This window comes from uncultured Stenotrophomonas sp., from assembly GCF_963519125.1.
Lineage (GTDB): Bacteria > Pseudomonadota > Gammaproteobacteria > Xanthomonadales > Xanthomonadaceae > Stenotrophomonas.
The window spans coordinates 82,148-99,270 of the sequence record NZ_CAUQLJ010000011.1 but is presented as its reverse complement, the minus strand read 5'-3'; the positions used below and the strand labels follow the sequence as shown (position 1 = coordinate 99,270).

The window sequence follows — 17,123 nt, the reverse complement described above, 5'->3', positions numbered from 1 at the left end:
TCCGAAGCCACCGGCGGAGGAAGGCATGCGCTCAACCTGAAGAAAGCTTCAGACGCATACCCGAAAGCCGCCAGCGCACCTGGCGGCTTTTTTGTTGCCGCCGCGCTGGGGACCCCCACCTTCCAGGAGACCCCCCATGCCCCCGCACACCGACGACCTGCGCATCCGAAAACTCGAACCGTTGACCCCGCCGGCGCAGCTGATCGCCATGCTGCCCTGCGACGACGAAGCCTCCGACACGGTCAGCGCCTCGCGCGCGGCGCTGCACGAGATCCTGCATGGCCGCGATGACCGCCTGGCGGTGGTGATCGGCCCGTGCTCGATCCACGATCCGGTGGCGGCCATCGAGTACGCCCATCGCCTCAAGCCGCTGCGCGACGCCTACGCCGGGGACCTGGAAATCGTCATGCGCGTCTACTTCGAGAAGCCGCGCACCACCGTCGGCTGGAAGGGCCTGATCAACGACCCGGACCTGGACGGCAGCTTCCAGATCAACAAGGGCCTGCGCATCGCCCGCGGCCTGCTGCGCGACATCAACAAGCTGGGCCTGCCGGCCGGCGTGGAATTCCTCGATGTGATCTCGCCGCAGTACATCGCCGACCTGGTGGCCTGGGGCGCTATCGGCGCGCGTACCACCGAAAGCCAGGTGCACCGCGAACTGGCCTCGGGGCTGTCCTGCCCGGTGGGCTTCAAGAACGGCACCGATGGCAACATCAAGATCGCCGCCGACGCGGTGGGTGCCGCGTCCAACCCGCATCACTTCCTGTCGGTGACCAAGCAGGGCGACACCGCCATCGTCGCCACTGCCGGCAACCCGGACTGCCACGTGATCCTGCGCGGTGGCAAACAGCCGAACTTCGATGCGGCCAGTGTTGACGCAGCCAGCCAGACGTTGGCCAAGGCGCACCTGCCGGCACGGCTGATGATCGACGCCAGCCATGCCAACAGCAGCAAGAATCCGGAGAACCAGCCCAAGGTGGTTGCAGACATCAACGCGCAGCTGGCCGGCGGTGAAGAGCGCATCGTCGGGGTGATGGTGGAAAGCCACCTGGTCGCGGGTCGCCAGGACCTGGTGGAAGGGCAGCCGCTCACTTACGGCCAGAGCATCACCGACGGTTGCATCGGCTGGGAGACCTCGCTGGAGGTGCTCGAATCGCTCGCCCAGGCGGTGCGCGCCCGGCGCGCACGTCGTCTGGCTGAAGCGGCTTGATGAACCTGTGGAGCCGGCCAAGGGCCGGCTCCGCGATTGACCGGTCCTAACGAATCACGAGGATTAGTCAGTAAAATCAATTGGATACCCACGGCCCCCACGGTGCAGCCTGCAGGCCTCACTTGAGGGCTTCACAGGGTGTATGTACAATGTATGCACAATCCAGCAACGTGCGAGTGCTCCCCATGGGAACCGCAAGCAAGGTCATCAACTTCCGGGCGCCGGCGGACAAGCAGGATCTGATCGATCGTGCGGTTGAGATCAGTGGTGTGAACCGCACCGAGTTCATCCTCGATGCGGCCTGCGAAAAGGCGCGCGACGTCCTGGCCGACCAGACGCAGTTCAACGCGAGCGCTGAACAGCTCCAGCGCTTCAATGCGCTGCTGGACGCACCGCTGGAAGACAATCCGGCGCTGCGCCGGTTGCTGAGCACGCCCGCGCCCTGGGAGCGGTAAGCCCTTGCGGCTCTCCGCTCCCGTACCGCTGCACGCGGAGCATCTGCTTGATGGCTTCCGCTGCAGCGCCCCTTCGCTGACCCGATGGCTGCTCGAACGCGCGCACCAGAACCAGGCATCGGGCGCTTCGCGATGCTTTGTCTGCATTGACGAGCAGCAACGCGTGGTCGGCTACTACGCACTCTCCGCCGGCGCGATATCGCACGACGCCGCCCCGGGCAGGATCCGTCGCAACATGCCTGATCCGATACCGGTCATCGTGCTGGGGCGGCTGGCAGTACATGCGGAATGTGCCGGGCAGGGGATCGGCCAGGGCCTGCTGAAAGATGCCGTGCTGCGCGCGCTGCAGGCCTGCGGTCAGGTCGGGGCACGTGCGTTGCTCTGCCATGCGGTCGACGACGCAGCAAAGGCGTTCTACCTGAAACACGGGTTCATCGTTTCACCCCTCCATCCGCTCACGATGATGCTGCCGCTCCCCAGGGTGGGGTGATGAGGGTGCGCTGCGCAGCCGCGACAGCGCCAGGTAGATGGCCGGGGTGGTGTACAGGGTCAGCCACTGGCTGACCAGCAACCCGCCCACGATGGCGATGCCCAGCGGCTGGCGCATTTCCCAGCCTTCGCCGGTGGCGAGCATCAGTGGCAGCGTGCCCAGCAGGGCAGCCACGCTGGTCATCAGGATCGGGCGGAAGCGCAGCCGGGCCGCTTCGATAATCGCGTCGTGCGCTGTGAGCAGTCGGACACGTTCGGCCGACAGTGCGAAGTCGATCATCAGGATGGTGTTTTTCATCACCACCCCCACCAGCAGGAACAGGCCCAGCAACGAGATCAGGTTCAACTCGTTGCCGAATGCCATCAGCGCCAGCAGCGCGCCCACCCCGGCCGAGGGCAGGGTGGAGAGGATGGCCAGCGGCAGCACCGCGCTCTCGTAAAGAATGCCCAGCACCAGGTACACCGCCAGCATCGCGCCCAGCACCAGCCATAGCTGGCGGCCGCGCAGCGCGTCCAGCCCACCGGCCTCGCCACTGAGCCTGGCCTGCACGTGGGAGGGCAGCATGATCCCGGCCATGGCGCGGTCAACCGCCTTTACTGCCTGGTCCAGGCTTACACCGGGGGCCAGCGCGAACTCGATCCAGATCGAAGCGAACTGCTGGCTGTGGTAGATCCGGTCCGGTGCCATGCCGTAGTCCCAGCGCGCCACTGCAGAGAGCGGAAGTCGCTGCCCGTCGCTGCCGATCACATGGATCTGATCGAGCGTGGAGGGATCCTGCGTGTAGCGGGGGTCCAGCTCCATCACCACCCGGTACTGGTTGAGCGCGTCATACAGCGTGGCTACCTGTCGCTGGCTGAAGGCGTTGTTGAGCACCGAGGCGATCATGCGCATGTCCACGCCCAGGCGGGCGGCGGCGTCGCGATCGATCTGCAGCACCACCTGGCGCATGCCCTGGTCGCCCTGCGATTCCACGTCCACCAGCTCCGGGAGCGCACGCAGTGCCTCGCTGACTTTGGGCGCCCACTCGCGCAGCGGTGCAAGGTCGGCGGCGAGCAGCTGGAACTCGTACTGGCCGCTGTCGCCACCGCCTTCCAGTTTGATGTCCTGGTCCACCCACAGGAACAGGCCGCCGCCGGGAATCTTCGGCAGGTTGGTGCGCAGCCGGTCGATGACCTGCTGGCTTGACACCCCGCGCTCGGACAGTGGCTTCATCTTGATCATGATGAAAGCGTTGTTCACCCCGTTGCGCCCGCCGATGTAGCCGATGATGTCGCTGATCGCCGGGTCGGCCAACAACAGCTTGCGGTAGGCGTCGATCTTGGGCTGCATCACCTGGAACGACAGCCCGTCGTCGCCGCGCGCGAAGCCGCGCAGCTGCGCGGTGTCCTGCTTGGGCACGATGCCCTTGGGCACCTGCTGGAACAGCAGCACATTGAGACCGATCACGGCAGCGAACAGCAGCAGCGGGACCGCTGGACGTCGCAGCACCTGCTGCAGCCCATGGACGTAGGCCGCGCGCAGCCGCTCGAACGCTGCCGTCCCCGCGCGCTGCAGCCTGGTGCCGCTACCAGGCACGCGCGGCGTGCCCAGCAGGCGCGCGCACAGCATCGGGGTCAAGCTGAGCGATACCAGCAGCGACACGGCCATCGCTGCGACCAAGGTGAGCGAGAACTCGCGGAACAGTCGTTCCACGAAGTCGTCCAGGAACAGGATCGAGACGAATACCACGGCCAGCGCGATGTTCATCGACAGCAACGTGGCGCCGACCTCGCCGGCACCGCGCAGCGCCGCCTGCAGCAGCGACGCGCCCAGCTCGCGGTGGCGGGCGACGTTCTCCAGCACCACGATGGCATCGTCCACCACCAGCACCGCCGCAACGATCAACGCCATCAACGACAGCGTGTTGAGCGAGAAGCCCAGCAGCGCGATCACCGCCAGCGCGCCCAGCAGCGACACTGGAATGGCCAGCGTCGGGACCAGCGCCGCGCGCCAGTGGCCGAGGAACCCGAGCACTACCAGGACCACCAGCGCAATCGCGAGCAGCAGGGTCAGTTCGGCCTCGCGCAACGTGGCGCGGATCACCGGCGAGCGGTCCATCACCAGGTGCATGTCGATGCTGGCCGGCAGCAACGCCTGCAGCGTTTCCATCTGCGCGTTGATCGCGTCCACGGTTTCGATGATGTTGGCGTCCGGCTGCCGGCTGACGATCAGCAGCACGGCCGCCCGGTCGTTGTGGAAACCGCTGGCGTAGCGGTCCTCGACGCCTTCGCTGACTGCAGCCACGTCTTCCAGGTAGACCGGTCGCCCATCGCGCGTCGCAACGATCAGGCGGCGGTACTCGGCGGCGGTACGCAGCTGCAGGCTGGCCTCCACCTGCCACTGCTGCGTGCTGCTGGCCACGTCGCCAAGCGGCTTTAGTGCATTCGCAGTACGGATTGCAGCCGCCACATCGTCCAGCGCGATGCCAAGATGGTTGAGCGCGGTCGGATCCAGCGACACCCGCACCGCAGGCAACGAACTACCGCCCACCTGCACTTCGCCCACGCCGGGAATCTGCGCCAGCTTCTGCGCGATCACGGTTGAAGCCACGTCGTAGATCTGCCCCGGCGACAGGCTGTCGGAACTGAGCGCCAGGGCGAGGATCGGCGCCTGCGACGGATTGACCTTGTTGTACTCGGGCATGCCCGGCATGCCGCTGGGCAACTGCGCGCGTGAGGCATTGAGGGCGGCCTGGACGTCGCGCGCGGCGCTGTCCACGTCCACCCCGAGTGCGAACTGCAGCTCGACCTGGGTCGAGCCCTGGGTGCTGGCCGAGTCGATCCGGGTCAGGCCGGGAATGCTGCCCAGCGCCCGCTCCAGCGGCGTGGCCACGTTGGCAGCCATCGACTCGGGGCTGGCACCGGGCAGGCTGGCGCGCACGTTGATGGCCGGGTAGTCCACCTGCGGCAGCGGCGCCACCGGCAACATGCGCAGCCCCAGCAGCCCGGCCAACACCACGGCCACCGACAGCAGCGTGGTCGCCACCGGGTGCCGCACGAACCAGCTGATCGCCTGCGACAGCGGGCTCACGCCTGTGCCCCGGCCACGCCATCGTCCACCGTGTGGGCGCGGCGGCGGAAGCGGTCGAAGAACAGGTAGATCACCGGCGTGGTGAACAGGGTCAGCACCTGGCTGACGATCAACCCGCCCACCATCACCCAGCCGAGTGGCTGGCGCAGTTCCGCGCCGGAACCACTGGCCAGCATCAATGGAACCGCGCCGAACAGGGCGGCCAGGGTGGTCATCAGGATCGGTCGGAAACGCAGCAGCGCAGCCTGGTGGATCGCCTCGCGCGGGGCCATGCCGTGCTCGCGCTCGGCCTCCAGCGCGAAGTCGATCATCATGATCGCGTTCTTCTTGACCAGCCCGATCAGCAGCACGATTCCGATCACCGCGATCAGGTCCAGGCTGCGTCCGCTCAGCAGCAGGGCGAGCAGCGCGCCTACCGTGGCCGACGGCAGGGTTGAAAGGATGGTGATCGGATGGATGAAGCTCTCGTACAGCACGCCCAGCACCAGATACATCACCACCACCGCAGCCAGGACCAGCCACAGCGTGCTCGACAGCGACGCGCGGAACGCATCGGCAGCGCCCTGAAGGCGCAGTTCCACCGCAGCAGGCAGGCCGATCACCGCGCGTGCGCCTTCGATGGCCGCCACCGCTTCGCCCAGCGACGCGCCGTCGGCCAGGTTGAACGACACCGTCACCGCCGGGAACTGGCCAACGTGGTTGATCAACAGGTGCGCCGGACGCTGTTCGATGCGCGCGATGCCGGCCAGCGGGACCTGCGCACCGTCGGCGCCGGCGACGTGCAGGCGGGCAATGGCGTCAGGACCCAGCGCGGCATCCGGCCGCGCCTCCAGCACCACCCGGTACTGGTTGGCCTGGGTGAAGATGGTGGAGATCTGGCGCTGCCCGAACGCGTCGTACAGCGCATCGGCCACCGCATCCACGCTCATCCCCAGGCGCGCGGCGGCCGCGCGGTCGATCACCACGTGCGCCTGCAGGCCCCGGTCCTGCAGGTCGCTGGCCACGTCGCGCAGCGCCGCCTGCCCCTGCAGGTGCTCCAGCAGCGTCGGCGTCCACCGCGCCAGCGCATCGCTGTCGGGACTGGTCAGGGTGAACTGGTACTGGGTGCGGCTGATCCGGTCTTCGATGCCCAGCTCCTGCACCGGCTGCAGGTACAGCGTGATCCCTGGAATCTGCGCCACCCGCTGCTGCATGCGCGCGATGATGGCCTGCGCGTCGGCGTTGCGCTGCGCGTGCGGCTTGAGTTCGATCAGCAGCCGCCCACTGTTGAGGGTGGCATTGCTGGCATCCACGCCGATGTAGGACGACAGGCTGGCCACGTCTTCGTCCTGCAGGAGCGCGTCGGCGAGGGCCTGCTGGCGTTGCGCCATTGCCTGGAACGAGATCGACTGCGGCGCCTCGCTGATGCCCTGGATCAGCCCGGCGTCCTGTACCGGGAAGAAGCCCTTGGGCACCCACACGTACAGCAGCGCGGTCAGCAGCAGGGTCGCGACGGTGGCGCCCAGCATCAACGGCTGGCGCTGCAGCACCCAGTGCAGCTGGCGGTCGTACATCGCCACCACGCGATCGAACGGGTCGCGGCGGTTCGGCGTGTCGTGCCCGTGCTTCAGGAAACGCGCGCACATCATCGGGGTGAGGGTGAGCGACACCACCAGCGAGATACCGATCGCCACCGCCAACGTGATGGCGAACTCGTGGAACAGCTTGCCGACCACGTCGGCCATGAACAGCAATGGGATCAACACCGCGATCAGCGACAGGGTCAACGAGATCAGCGTGAAGCCAACCTGGCGCGCGCCTTTCAGCGCCGCCTGCAGCGGGGTCTCGCCACGCTCCAGGTGGCGGGCGATGTTTTCCAGCATCACGATCGCATCGTCGACCACGAAGCCGGTGGCGATGGTCAGCGCCATCAGCGTGAGATTGTTGAGCGAGAACCTGGCCAGCAGCATCACCCCGAACGTGCCCACCAACGACAGCGGCACTGCAATGCTGGGGATGATCGTGGCCGGCACGTTGCGCAGGAACACGAACGTCACCATCACCACCAGCGCGATGGCGATCACCAGCTCGTGCTGCACCCCGCGGATGGAGGCGCGGATGGATTCGGTGCGATCGCTCAGCACGGCCACGTCCACGCCCTTGGGCAGCGAGGCCTGCAACTGTGGCAGCAGGGTGCGCACCTGGTCGACCACGGCGATCACGTTGGCACCGGGCTGGCGCTGGATGTTGACCAGTACCGCCGGGGTGCGCCCGGACCACGCCGCCAGCTGGCGGTTCTCGGCACCGTCTTCAATCCGGGCCACGTCGCCCAGGCGCAGCGGCGCGCCATCCCGGTAGGCCAGGATCAACGCGCGGTACTCCTCGACCGAACGCATCTGGTCGTTGGCATCGAGCATGATCGCGCGGGTCGGACCATCGAAGCTGCCCTTGGGCAGGTTGACGTTGGCCGCGCCGATCGCCTCGCGGATGCGCGCCATGCTCAGCCCGTTGGCGGCCAGCGCCGACGGATTGACCTGGATGCGCACCGCCGGGCGCTGCCCGCCGGCCAGGCTGACCAAGCCCACGCCGGGGAGCTGCGACAGCCGCTGGGCCATGCGCGTGTCCACCAGGTCGTGCACCTGCGGTAGCGACAGGCCCTGCGAGGTCACTGCCAGGGTCAGGATCGGCGTGTCGGCCGGATTCACCTTGCGATACACCGGCGGTACCGGCAGGTCGTCGGGCAGCAGGCTTCCGGCGGCGTTGATCGCGGCCTGCACTTCCTGTTCGGCCACGGCGAGCGCCACGTCCAGGGTGAACTGCAGGGTGATCACCGAAGCGCCACCGGAACTGGTCGAGGACATCTGCTTCAGCCCGGGAATCTGCCCGAGCTGGCGCTCCAGCGGCGCAGTGACCGCGCTGGTGGTCACGCCCGGGCTTGCGCCCGGGTACAACGTGGTGACCTGGATGATCGGATAGTCCACCTGCGGCAGCGCGGCCACCGGCAGCAGGCGGTAGGCCAGGATGCCGGACAGCAGCAGCGCCACCATCAACAGCGTGGTCGCGACCGGACGTTCGATGAAGGGACGCGAGAGGTTCAGGGGATGATCTCCACCGGCGCGTCCTCGCGCAGTCCGTCGATGCCTTCCACCACGACCCGCTCGCCGGCCTTGAGCCCTTCGCGCACCGCAACACGTTCGCCGTCGGCCGGGCCCAGCACCACGTTGCGCAGGTGTGAGGTGGATGTCGGACCGATCACGTACACGTAGGTGCCCTTGCTGCCGAACTGCACCGCCGCATTGGGAATCACCACCGCGTCGCTGCTGCTGACCTGCAGGCGCACGTTGACGAACTGGTTCGGGAACAGGGCTTCGTCGGCATTGTCGAACTGCGCGCGCAGCTTCAGCGTGCCCGTACTGGTATCGATGCGGTTGTCCAGGCTCGACAGCACGCCGTTGCCCAGCGCGTGGCGTTCGTCGCGGTCCCAGGCTTCCACGGTCAGCGCCGGGGTGGCCCGCACCGCGGCCACTACCGCCGGCAGGTCGGTTTCAGGCACCGTGAACAGCACGCTGATCGGCGTGGTCTGGGTGATGGTGGCCAGCGGCTCGGTGTCGCCGCTGCGCACGAGGTTGCCGACGTCCACGTTGCGCAGGCCCATGCGCCCGGACACCGGCGCGGTGATACGGGTGTACTGCAGCTGCAGGCGTGCTTCATCCACCGCGGCCTGGTCGGTCTGGCGACGGCCCAGCAGCTGGCGCACCTTGCTCTGCTGGTCGTTGAGCTCCTGCGCCGACACGTAGTTCTGGCGCTGCAGCTCCACGTATCGCTTGAGCTGGCTCTCGGCATTGTCCAGCTCGGCCAGGTTCTGCTGCTGCGTGCCCTGGGCGCGCGCCAGCTGTACCTGGAACGGGCGCGGATCGATCTCGGCGATCAGGTCGCCCGCGTTGACATGCTGGCCCTCGCGGAAGGCCAGCCGCAGCAGCTCACCGTCCACGCGGCTGCGCAGGCTGACCGTGTGCAGCGGGGTGACCGTACCCAGCGCCTTCAGGCGCACCACCAGGTCTTCGCGCATGGCCGGCGCGACCCGCACCGGGGTTGCCTGCGGGCCACGGCCGGCGCCGGCATCGGCGGCGGGCCGGAGGAGTTTCCAGCCGACCACCGCAAGCACGCCCAAGGTAGCGGTAACAAAAAGCGCCTTAAGCAGACGGCGGCGGTTCGACGGCGGGGGCAACGAAGCAAACATACGCATCCTGCGCACCCTCGCAAGGCGTGGTGCGTCCATGGGGCCGGCCCGATCAGTGGCCGGTCAGCGGGGGAGGAGGTGTCTGGCAGGGCGACGGTCGATGCCGTCGCTTGGCTGGATGCCGTTCGCGGAGAACGGGAGCGCCATGATACAGGTCCGCGCGGCCGCGCTTCGCATGACCTTGGTCATGCTCTCAATGCACTTCGTCCCGATAGACGAACTTCGGCATTTCCCATTTGTAGTGGATCGCCAGCAGTCGGAACGCGAAGCCGCCGCCAAGGCACCACAGCGTTGCGGCATTGAGCGACACGCCCAGTTCCAACAGGCCGAGCCAGGCTGCGCCGGTGAGCAGGGTGATCACCGCGTACAGTTCCTTCTGGAAAATCAGCGGCACTTCGTTGCACAGCACGTCGCGCAGCACGCCGCCGAACGCGCCGGTCAGCATGCCGGCGATCAGCACGATCGGCACGGAGTGGCCGCCATCGCGCGCCACCGCGCAGCCAATCAGGGTGAACGCGATCAGGCCCAGTCCGTCCAGCACCAGGAAGGTGCGACGGAAATGGTGCATCCAGCGCGCTACCCAGGTAGCGATCAGCGCGGCACAGATGGTGAAGCCGAGGTACTCGGGATGTTTCACCCACCCCAGCGGGTAATGGCCCAGCACGATGTCGCGCAACGAGCCGCCGCCCAGCGCAGTGACGCAGGCGATGATGACCACGCCGAACAGGTCCATGCGCCGTCGCCCTGCCGACAGGGCACCGGTCATGGCTTCGGCGGAAATGGCGATGAGGTAGATGATGGACAGCAGCATGCAGCGGCTCCGGAGGGGCAGGCGGGGACGGAAACGCGCACGCGCCAGCGCCGCAGCACTGTCGTGGGGTGGGATTCCGTTGCCGCTCCCGCTGTCCTTTTGCCTGAGAGTTCAGTGGCCAGGCCACGTGCCCCTTCGGCGGGTCATTGAAGACCTCTCTCCAGATCGGCGTGTTGGATGCATGGTTGGTGGCGTATCGAGCCACCGGCCTGAGCGATTATGGGAGCCTGCGCCTTCGGCGGGCGCCAGCGCGGCGCCACTCTCCTGCATCCGGGACGGATTCTAGCAGCCGGCGCAGCCGCGCCGGTGGATAATCCCGGTATGCCCGCTGAACCCACCCTCTGGTACGTGTACCTGCTCGAATGCCGCAACGGCAGTTATTACGCCGGCATCAGCAATGACGTGGAAGCGCGTTTCCAGGCCCACCTGTGCGGCAAGGGCGCGCGCTACACCCGCGCCAATCCGCCGCTGAAGGTGCTGGCCGTGCGCGCCTATCCTGACCGGGCGGCGGCGTCGAAGGCCGAGTGGGCACTCAAGAAACAACCACGCGAGCGCAAGCTGGCATGGCTGCAGTCCGGCCACGCCGAACAGCCCTGAGCGTGCGGCTCAAGGCCTGGGACGGCGATCTTCCTGGTCGTCGCCGAAGATGATCCGCGCGCTCCGCTGGTAGCTCCAGTACGCCACTGCCCAGTTGAGCAGCACGACGATCCGGTTGCGGAAACCGATCAGGAAGAACACGTGCGCGGCGAGCCAGAACCACCAGGCCAGCACGCCTGACAACTGCAGCCGGCCCAGGTGCACGATGGCGGCCATGCGCCCGATCGTGGCCAGGTTGCCGAAGTCCTGGTACTTGAACGGTCCGGGGGCCTGCCTGCCCTCAAGCCGCGCACGCACGGTGGCCGCCACATGCTTGCCCATCTGCTTGGCCGCCGGTGCCACGCCCGGTACCGGGCGTCCATCGGCCTGCTGCAGCGCGGCCAGATCGCCAGCGACGAAGATCTCGGGGTGTCCGGCCACGGTGAGGTCCGGTTGTACCGGCACGCGCCCGGCGCGATCCAGCGGCACCTCCAGCGTGCGTGCCAGCGGCGAGGCCGCCACACCTGCGGCCCAGACCACCGTCCGCGCGGCGATGAACTGTTCGCCGAGCTGGAAGCCGTCGCCATTTATGTTGCTCACCGGCGTGCCGGTCAGCACTTCCACACCGAGCTTTTCCAGCTGGCGGCGTGCCTTGAGCGAGAGCACCTCGGGGAAGCTGGACAGCACGCGCGGGCCTGCTTCCACCAGCCGCACCTTGGCGCTTGCCGGGTCGATGTGGCGGAATTCATTGCGCAGGGTATGCCGGGCAATTTCGGCCAAAGTGCCGGCGAGTTCGACGCCGGTCGGGCCGCCACCCACCACCGCGAAGCTGAGCCAGGCGGCCTTGCGTGCCGGGTCCGGCTCGGCCTCGGCACGCTCGAAGGCGAGCAGCAGCTTGCGGCGCAGCGCGATGGCATCGTCCAGGGTCTTCAGGCCGGGCGCATCGGCGGCCCACTCGTCGTGCCCGAAGTAGGCATGGGTGGCGCCGGTGCACAGCATCAACGTGTCGTACCCGAGCGTGCTGCCGTCGGCCAGGGTGATCTGGCGGGCGTGCTTGTCGATGGTGGTGACTTCGCCCAGTCGTACCTCCACGTTGCGCTGCTCGCCCAGGATATGGCGCAGCGGTGCGGCGATGTCGGGTGCGGACAGGCCGGCGGTGGCGACCTGGTACAGCAGCGGCTGGAACAGATGGTGGTTTCGACGGTCCACGAGGGTGATGCGGACGCGGGCGCTGGCGAGCGCACGGGTGGCCCAGAGGCCGGCGAAGCCACCACCAATGATGACCAGGTGGGGCAGGGGATCGCGTGTCATGCAGACGCTCCTGAAGGGTCGATTCCAATGCCCGCATCGTCGCATGCCGGGCTGCACCGCCACGTGGATGCCCGCACTCCGATTCAGCGGCCATCGCGGCGGTAAGGCCATCGGCGTATCGTAGCGGCGCACTTCAATGATCAGGAAACCAACATGCTGAAGATCTGGGGCCGGCAAAATTCCAGCAACGTGCGCAAGGTGTTGTGGTGCGCAGAGGAAATCGGCCTGCCGTACGAGGCCATCGAAGTCGGTGGCCCGTTCGGTGGTACGCAGTCGCCCGAGTACGTGGCGATGAATCCCAACGGACTGGTGCCGGTGATCGAAGACCAGGGCCTGCCGCTGTGGGAATCCAACACCATCGTGCGCTACCTGAGCGCGCGCTACGCGCTGGGCACGCTTTACGCGGAAGACGCGATGGCCCGCGCCCAGGCCGAGAAGTGGATGGACTGGAGCACCTCACGGATGGCGCCGCTGTACAGCGAACTGATCTGGGGGATCATGCGCACCGCACCGGCCAACCGCGACGAGGCCCGCATCGGTGCGGCCGTGGTGCGCGCCGGTGAACTGCTGGCCATGGCCGATGCCACGCTGGAGCGGCAGCCCTGGCTGTCGGGCGAGACGTTTGCGATGGGCGACATTCCGCTGGGCGCGCTGGTCTATGCGTGGTTCGAACTGCCGATCCAGCGCCCATCGCTGCCGAACCTGGAGGCGTGGTACCAGCGGCTCCAACAGCGCCCTGCGTACATCAAGGCGGTGATGACGCCCTTGACCTAATACAGATCCATCGGATCCACATCCAGCGACCAGCGCACCTTCCGCGCCTGGGGCAACGCGTAGACCTGCGGCATGATCTGGTCCAGCAGCGTATGCAACGGGCGCCGCGTCGGCGCCGACAACAGCAGCTGGGTGCGCTGGTAGCCGGCGCGGCGTGGCATCGGTGCCGGCATCGGACCAAACCGTTCCACCGGGCTGTCCGGCGCGATCAGATCACGCACGCCCGTGAGCATGGCGTTGGCGTGCTCCACCTGCTGCGCTTCAGCGCGCAGCAGCGCCAGGTGCGCGAAGGGCGGAAAGCCTGCGGCTTCGCGCTGCTGCAGCTCGGCCTCGGCGAACGCGTGGTAGCCGCCGTTCACCAGCGTTTCCAGCAAGGGATGGCCCGGATGGTGGGTCTGCAACCAGACCTCGCCGGGATCGGTGGCGCGCCCGGCGCGCCCTGCCACCTGGATCAGCTGCTGCGCCAGTTTTTCGCTGGCGCGGAAATCGGCCGAGAACAGGCCTTCGTCGATCCCTACTACGACCACCAGGGTCAGCCTGGGCAGGTCGTGGCCCTTGGCCAGGATCTGGGTACCGACCAGGATGCCGGCCTGGTCGCCCAACGTGGCCAGCTGCTTTTCCAATGCGTCGCGCCGGTTTGTCGTGCCACGGTCGATGCGGATCACCGGGTAGTCGGCGAACGCCTCGACCAGATGTTCTTCAAGTCGTTCGGTGCCGATCCCCTGCGGCTGCAGTGCCAGGCTGCCGCAGTCCGGGCAGGCAAGCGGTGCGGGTTGGCGTGCGCCGCAATGATGGCACTGCAGGCGGCGCCCGCCGGCGTGCACTGTCATCGGCGCATCGCAGCGCCTGCAGGGCGCGGTCCAGCCGCAGTCATGGCAGAGCAGTACCGGCGCGTAGCCACGACGGTTCTTGAATACCAGCACCTGGTGGCCGGCCTGCAGGTGCTGCTCGATACCCTGCATGACCTCCGGGGACAGGCCGTCCTTCAGCGGCCGCTTGCGCACGTCGAGCACCCGCACCGTGGGCGGGCGTGCCTCGCCGGCGCGCTGCTTCAGGCGCAGATGGGTGTAGCGGCCCGCCTGCGCGTTGTGCAGCGACTCCAGCGACGGCGTGGCACTGCCGAGGACTACGGGAATGTCGAGCGCCTTTGCCCGCACCAGTGCGAAATCGCGTGCGTGGTAACGGATGCCGTCCTGCTGCTTGTAGCTGCCGTCGTGCTCTTCGTCGACCACGATGAGGCCGGCTTTGGGCAGGGGGGTGAACACGGCCGAGCGCGTCCCCACCACCACCTGCGCTTCGCCGCGCGCGGCTGCTGCCCAGACCCGCGCACGCTCGTTGTCGTTCAAACCCGAGTGCAGCGCATGCACGGTGATGCCCAGGCGGCTGCGGAAGCGGGCCAGGGTCTGCGGGGTGAGCCCGATTTCGGGGACGAGCACCAGCGCCTGGCGGCCGCGCGCCAGGCAGGCCGCAATCGCCTGCAGGTACACCTCGGTCTTGCCACTGCCGGTCACGCCATCGAGCAGGAATGCACCGAAGCCCTTGCCCGCGGTGATCGCCGTGATCGCGTCGGCCTGCTCCGCGTTCGGGCAGGGACCGGGACGGAGACTGGGCAACGCGGCGCTGTGCGCGAGCGCGACGCGCTCGACCAGACCGCGCTTGGCGAGCGCGCGGGCGGCACTGCGCCAGTCATGCAGTGCTTCGTCCAGCAGGTCCTCGTCGACACTGCCGTTGCCGAGCAGCTCGGCCAGGCGGTGGGGTCGGGTACCCGCGCGCAGTTCCAGCTTCGGGTCCTGGCCGTCGGAGGTGAGCTGCCAGCCCCAGCGATGGGTGTCGGGGACGGGTTCGCCCTTGCGCAACGGTGCGGGCAGGGCAGTGCTGACCACCTCCCCCAACGGCGCATGGGTATAGCGCGACAACCACTGCAGCGACGACCAGAGTTCCCCGCCCAGCAGCGGGGCCGGATCAAGCCAGGCGACTGCGGTGCGAAGGGTGGTGCCCTCGGCCACTGTGCCGATTCCGGCCACCACGCCGACCAGCTCGCGGGACCCGAATGGGACCCGCAGCCGACGACCAACCATGCCCGGGTCCGGCAGCTCCCCCAGCGGGGGGGCATAGTCGAACCACTGCGGCAGTGGCACGGGCAGGACGACCTGCAGGATGGGCGTAGTGGCGGGGGAAAGCATCGGGCCAGTGTAACGGTCGTGGACCGGCCTGTTCAGTCAGAGAATCCCCTGCCGGAGCCGGCCGTGGAACCTAAATACCGGCTAAATATCCGTGGCTATTGGAGATTCGGTCTTATCCACATCTTCTGTGGATAAGTCTGTGCGCGAGTGCGTAACTCCGAGCTGATTGTCAGGGAGTTCCGCCATCACACCTGTGTTGGTGAAAAAATAGCCACACAACAAAATGCAATGAAATCAACAGCATGGCTGTGAAACAAAGCTGACACACGGGTGACGCGGGCTTCACCCCCCGGTTTTGTGCCGTTTTTGTTGGTGCTGTGCACAACCTGCGCGGCTGTCAAGCGTTCCCCAGCGTATGTCAGCCCGCCTGCGGCCTGCATCGGCATGCCCGACCGGGGACGCACTCGCTATCATTCCGGCACTTGATGGAGTTGCTATGACGGCTGTGAACGCCCCTGTTTCCTCTAACGCAGCGGGCGCACTGTCCGCGTTCCTGCGAGGCGTTGAACGCCGTGCCCTGGTCGTTGCCGAGCTGCAGTGCGGCGACCCGACCGTTGCCGAACAGGCCCTGGTCGCGGTCATGCGCGCGTTCGCCGGGATTGCCAGCGACGTGCCGATGGCCCAATGGCCCGACCGGTTCTGGATCCTGCTGGCGCACCGCACCCCGATCCGCGTTCCCGCCGCGGGTGGGCAGTGGTCACCGGAGCTGTCGCACCTGCCGCAGCTGGCCCCGCCGGCGCGCCTGGCCCTGCTGCTGCGGGTCGGTGGCGGGCTGGACGAGGCCGCCGCCGCACAGATCCTGGACATGCCGGTGGCCGACTACCAGCAGGCGCTGGCCGAGGCCTGCCCGCGCGACGCACACGGCCACCCGGACGCCGCCGGCTGGCGCGCGCTGGCCGAACAGGTACAGCAGCGCCTGCGCGAGTTGCCGGCCAGCCGCCTGCAGCAGCTGCATCAGCCTGCTGCGGTACCGGCACCGGGCAAGGACAAGGGCGCGGCCTCGTGGCGCGCGCCAGCGCCAGCCGAGGCGGCCCCCCGCAGCCCTGCGCGCCGTCGTCCGGGCAACCGCCGGCCGGTGTGGAAAGGCCTGTTGATCCTGCTGGTCACCACCGGTGTGCTGCTGGGCGGCGCGGCCTGGTGGAAGCATCGCCCGGCTGCTGTCCCGCCCGAGGCGAGCGTGCCCGACGGCGCGGTGTCCACCGCCGACCCGGTGGCCGTGGAACAGCTGTCGGCCGACGACCTGCCGGTGGCCGCGCCGGCCGACCCCGCGCATGCCGCCAGCGATGCGGCCATGCTCGCCGACCACGAATTGATGCTGGCCCGTGATGCCGATCTGTATGCCTGGTTCGCGGCCGGCGGTCCGGTGCCGGTGGACGAGTCCCAGCCGCAACCGAACCGACCCGAACCTGCCGCCGCCGGCCTGGAGACGTCTGCCGCCGATGAATAAGTCGATCCTGCTGCTCCTGATGGCCGTAGCTGCTGGCGCGAATGCCGCGCCACAGGCATTGCCGCTGCCCACCCCCGTTCCCACTCCGACCACCGCACCGGCGATTCCCGCAACGCCGGCCGCGCTGGATCCGGCCCAGCTGCGCGAGCTGCGCACCCGCTACGCGCAGTGGCAGGCGCTGCCGGAATCCGAGCGCACCCGCATCCGCGAGGCCGCGCGCCGCGTGGCCGCGCTGCCGGCGGCGCAGCAGCAGGCGCTGCGTGCGCGTTTCGACGAACAGGACCAGCGGTTCCGCGACGGCTGGCGGTTGGGCCCGCAGCTGGGCCAGCACTTCCCCAAACTGCAGGGCTTGTTCGGCTACCTGCCGGTGGAACAGCGCGAACCCGCCCTGGCCGCCCTTCGCCAGCTCAACGATGGCCAGCTGGCCCAGCTCACCCTGATCGCCCAGCGCACGCCGCCGCAGGAGCGCGACCGCGTGCGCGACCAGTTCCTGGGCCTGGCGCCGGCCGCCCGTGATGCGTGGCTGCGGGAAAATGTAGTGCGGTAAGCGTAAGATGGCCGCCCGCAACCCGGTGCCT

13 protein-coding genes and 2 riboswitches are annotated in these 17,123 nt (G+C 68.1%); of the genes, 7 read left to right on the top strand and 6 right to left on the bottom strand.

Annotation, left to right across the window (positions count from 1 at the left end; genetic code table 11):
* Positions 1-136: 136 nt before the first annotated feature.
* From RYM47_RS11425 to RYM47_RS11415, 3 genes are all read left to right on the top strand, one after another.
* On the top strand, positions 137-1,210 hold the full coding sequence (locus tag RYM47_RS11425; protein ID WP_315387999.1) for a 3-deoxy-7-phosphoheptulonate synthase: 1,074 nt from the start codon (positions 137-139) through the stop codon (positions 1,208-1,210).
* Between the two features lie 185 nt (positions 1,211-1,395).
* On the top strand, positions 1,396-1,665 hold the full coding sequence (locus RYM47_RS11420; protein WP_315387998.1) for a DUF1778 domain-containing protein: 270 nt from the start codon (positions 1,396-1,398) through the stop codon (positions 1,663-1,665).
* Positions 1,666-1,669: 4 nt separating this feature from the next.
* Positions 1,670-2,155 carry a GNAT family N-acetyltransferase gene (locus RYM47_RS11415; RefSeq protein WP_315387997.1) on the top strand — a complete coding sequence of 162 codons (486 nt, stop codon included), beginning with the start codon at positions 1,670-1,672 and terminating at the stop codon, positions 2,153-2,155.
* On the opposite strand, the gene RYM47_RS11410 is transcribed toward RYM47_RS11415, so the two are convergent.
* From RYM47_RS11410 to RYM47_RS11395, 4 genes are all read right to left on the bottom strand, one after another.
* A complete protein-coding gene (locus tag RYM47_RS11410) occupies positions 2,105-5,224 on the bottom strand; it encodes an efflux RND transporter permease subunit (protein ID WP_315387995.1) in 3,120 nt (1,039 codons plus the stop codon). The two genes, RYM47_RS11415 and RYM47_RS11410, sit on opposite strands and share 51 nt — an antisense overlap.
* Complete coding sequence (locus RYM47_RS11405) at positions 5,221-8,301, bottom strand: MdtB/MuxB family multidrug efflux RND transporter permease subunit (RefSeq protein ID WP_315388075.1); 3,081 nt, start codon at positions 8,299-8,301, stop codon at positions 5,221-5,223. The genes RYM47_RS11410 and RYM47_RS11405 overlap by 4 nt, the downstream gene beginning before the upstream one ends.
* Positions 8,298-9,449: an MdtA/MuxA family multidrug efflux RND transporter periplasmic adaptor subunit gene (locus RYM47_RS11400; protein WP_315387993.1), complete on the bottom strand. Its 1,152-nt coding sequence runs from the start codon at positions 9,447-9,449 to the stop codon at positions 8,298-8,300. The genes RYM47_RS11405 and RYM47_RS11400 overlap by 4 nt, the downstream gene beginning before the upstream one ends.
* 187 nt (positions 9,450-9,636) lie before the next feature.
* A complete protein-coding gene (locus RYM47_RS11395) occupies positions 9,637-10,254 on the bottom strand; it encodes a trimeric intracellular cation channel family protein (RefSeq protein ID WP_315387991.1) in 618 nt (205 codons plus the stop codon).
* 83 nt (positions 10,255-10,337) lie between these two features.
* Positions 10,338-10,428, bottom strand: a riboswitch (glycine riboswitch).
* Between the two features lie 8 nt (positions 10,429-10,436).
* Positions 10,437-10,531, bottom strand: a riboswitch (glycine riboswitch).
* Between the two features lie 44 nt (positions 10,532-10,575).
* On the opposite strand from RYM47_RS11395, the gene RYM47_RS11390 reads away from it, so the two are divergent.
* Positions 10,576-10,851 carry a GIY-YIG nuclease family protein gene (locus tag RYM47_RS11390; protein WP_315387989.1) on the top strand — a complete coding sequence of 92 codons (276 nt, stop codon included), beginning with the start codon at positions 10,576-10,578 and terminating at the stop codon, positions 10,849-10,851.
* Between the two features lie 9 nt (positions 10,852-10,860).
* Here the strand turns inward: RYM47_RS11390 and RYM47_RS11385 are convergent, their stop codons facing one another.
* Positions 10,861-12,141: an NAD(P)/FAD-dependent oxidoreductase gene (locus tag RYM47_RS11385; protein ID WP_315387987.1), complete on the bottom strand. Its 1,281-nt coding sequence runs from the start codon at positions 12,139-12,141 to the stop codon at positions 10,861-10,863.
* Positions 12,142-12,294: 153 nt separating this feature from the next.
* On the opposite strand from RYM47_RS11385, the gene RYM47_RS11380 reads away from it, so the two are divergent.
* On the top strand, positions 12,295-12,915 hold the full coding sequence (locus RYM47_RS11380; RefSeq protein WP_315387986.1) for a glutathione S-transferase: 621 nt from the start codon (positions 12,295-12,297) through the stop codon (positions 12,913-12,915).
* On the opposite strand, the gene RYM47_RS11375 is transcribed toward RYM47_RS11380, so the two are convergent.
* Complete coding sequence (locus RYM47_RS11375; RefSeq protein WP_315387984.1) at positions 12,912-15,098, bottom strand: primosomal protein N'; 2,187 nt, start codon at positions 15,096-15,098, stop codon at positions 12,912-12,914. The genes RYM47_RS11380 and RYM47_RS11375 overlap by 4 nt on opposite strands.
* A 436-nt stretch (positions 15,099-15,534) precedes the next feature.
* Between RYM47_RS11375 and RYM47_RS11370 the strand changes: the two genes are divergently transcribed.
* Entirely contained in the window at positions 15,535-16,545 is a 1,011-nt protein-coding gene (locus RYM47_RS11370) for a hypothetical protein (protein WP_315387982.1), read from the top strand.
* Positions 16,538-17,092 carry a DUF3106 domain-containing protein gene (locus RYM47_RS11365; protein WP_315387980.1) on the top strand — a complete coding sequence of 185 codons (555 nt, stop codon included), beginning with the start codon at positions 16,538-16,540 and terminating at the stop codon, positions 17,090-17,092. The genes RYM47_RS11370 and RYM47_RS11365 overlap by 8 nt, the downstream gene beginning before the upstream one ends.
* The last annotated feature ends 31 nt before the right edge of the window (positions 17,093-17,123 follow it).

Excerpts from the sequence above, each read along its gene's own strand:
- RYM47_RS11425 (WP_315387999.1), top strand. The coding sequence starts at position 137 with ATGCCCCCGCACACCGACGACCTGCGCATCCGAAAACTCGAACCGTTG.
- RYM47_RS11420 (WP_315387998.1), top strand. The coding sequence starts at position 1,396 with ATGGGAACCGCAAGCAAGGTCATCAACTTCCGGGCGCCGGCGGACAAG.
- RYM47_RS11400 (WP_315387993.1), bottom strand. The coding sequence starts at position 9,449 with ATGCGTATGTTTGCTTCGTTGCCCCCGCCGTCGAACCGCCGCCGTCTG.
- RYM47_RS11395 (WP_315387991.1), bottom strand. The coding sequence starts at position 10,254 with ATGCTGCTGTCCATCATCTACCTCATCGCCATTTCCGCCGAAGCCATG.
- RYM47_RS11390 (WP_315387989.1), top strand. The coding sequence starts at position 10,576 with ATGCCCGCTGAACCCACCCTCTGGTACGTGTACCTGCTCGAATGCCGC.
- RYM47_RS11385 (WP_315387987.1), bottom strand. The coding sequence starts at position 12,141 with ATGACACGCGATCCCCTGCCCCACCTGGTCATCATTGGTGGTGGCTTC.
- RYM47_RS11380 (WP_315387986.1), top strand. The coding sequence starts at position 12,295 with ATGCTGAAGATCTGGGGCCGGCAAAATTCCAGCAACGTGCGCAAGGTG.
- RYM47_RS11375 (WP_315387984.1), bottom strand. The coding sequence starts at position 15,098 with ATGCTTTCCCCCGCCACTACGCCCATCCTGCAGGTCGTCCTGCCCGTG.
- RYM47_RS11370 (WP_315387982.1), top strand. The coding sequence starts at position 15,535 with ATGACGGCTGTGAACGCCCCTGTTTCCTCTAACGCAGCGGGCGCACTG.
- RYM47_RS11365 (WP_315387980.1), top strand. The coding sequence starts at position 16,538 with ATGAATAAGTCGATCCTGCTGCTCCTGATGGCCGTAGCTGCTGGCGCG.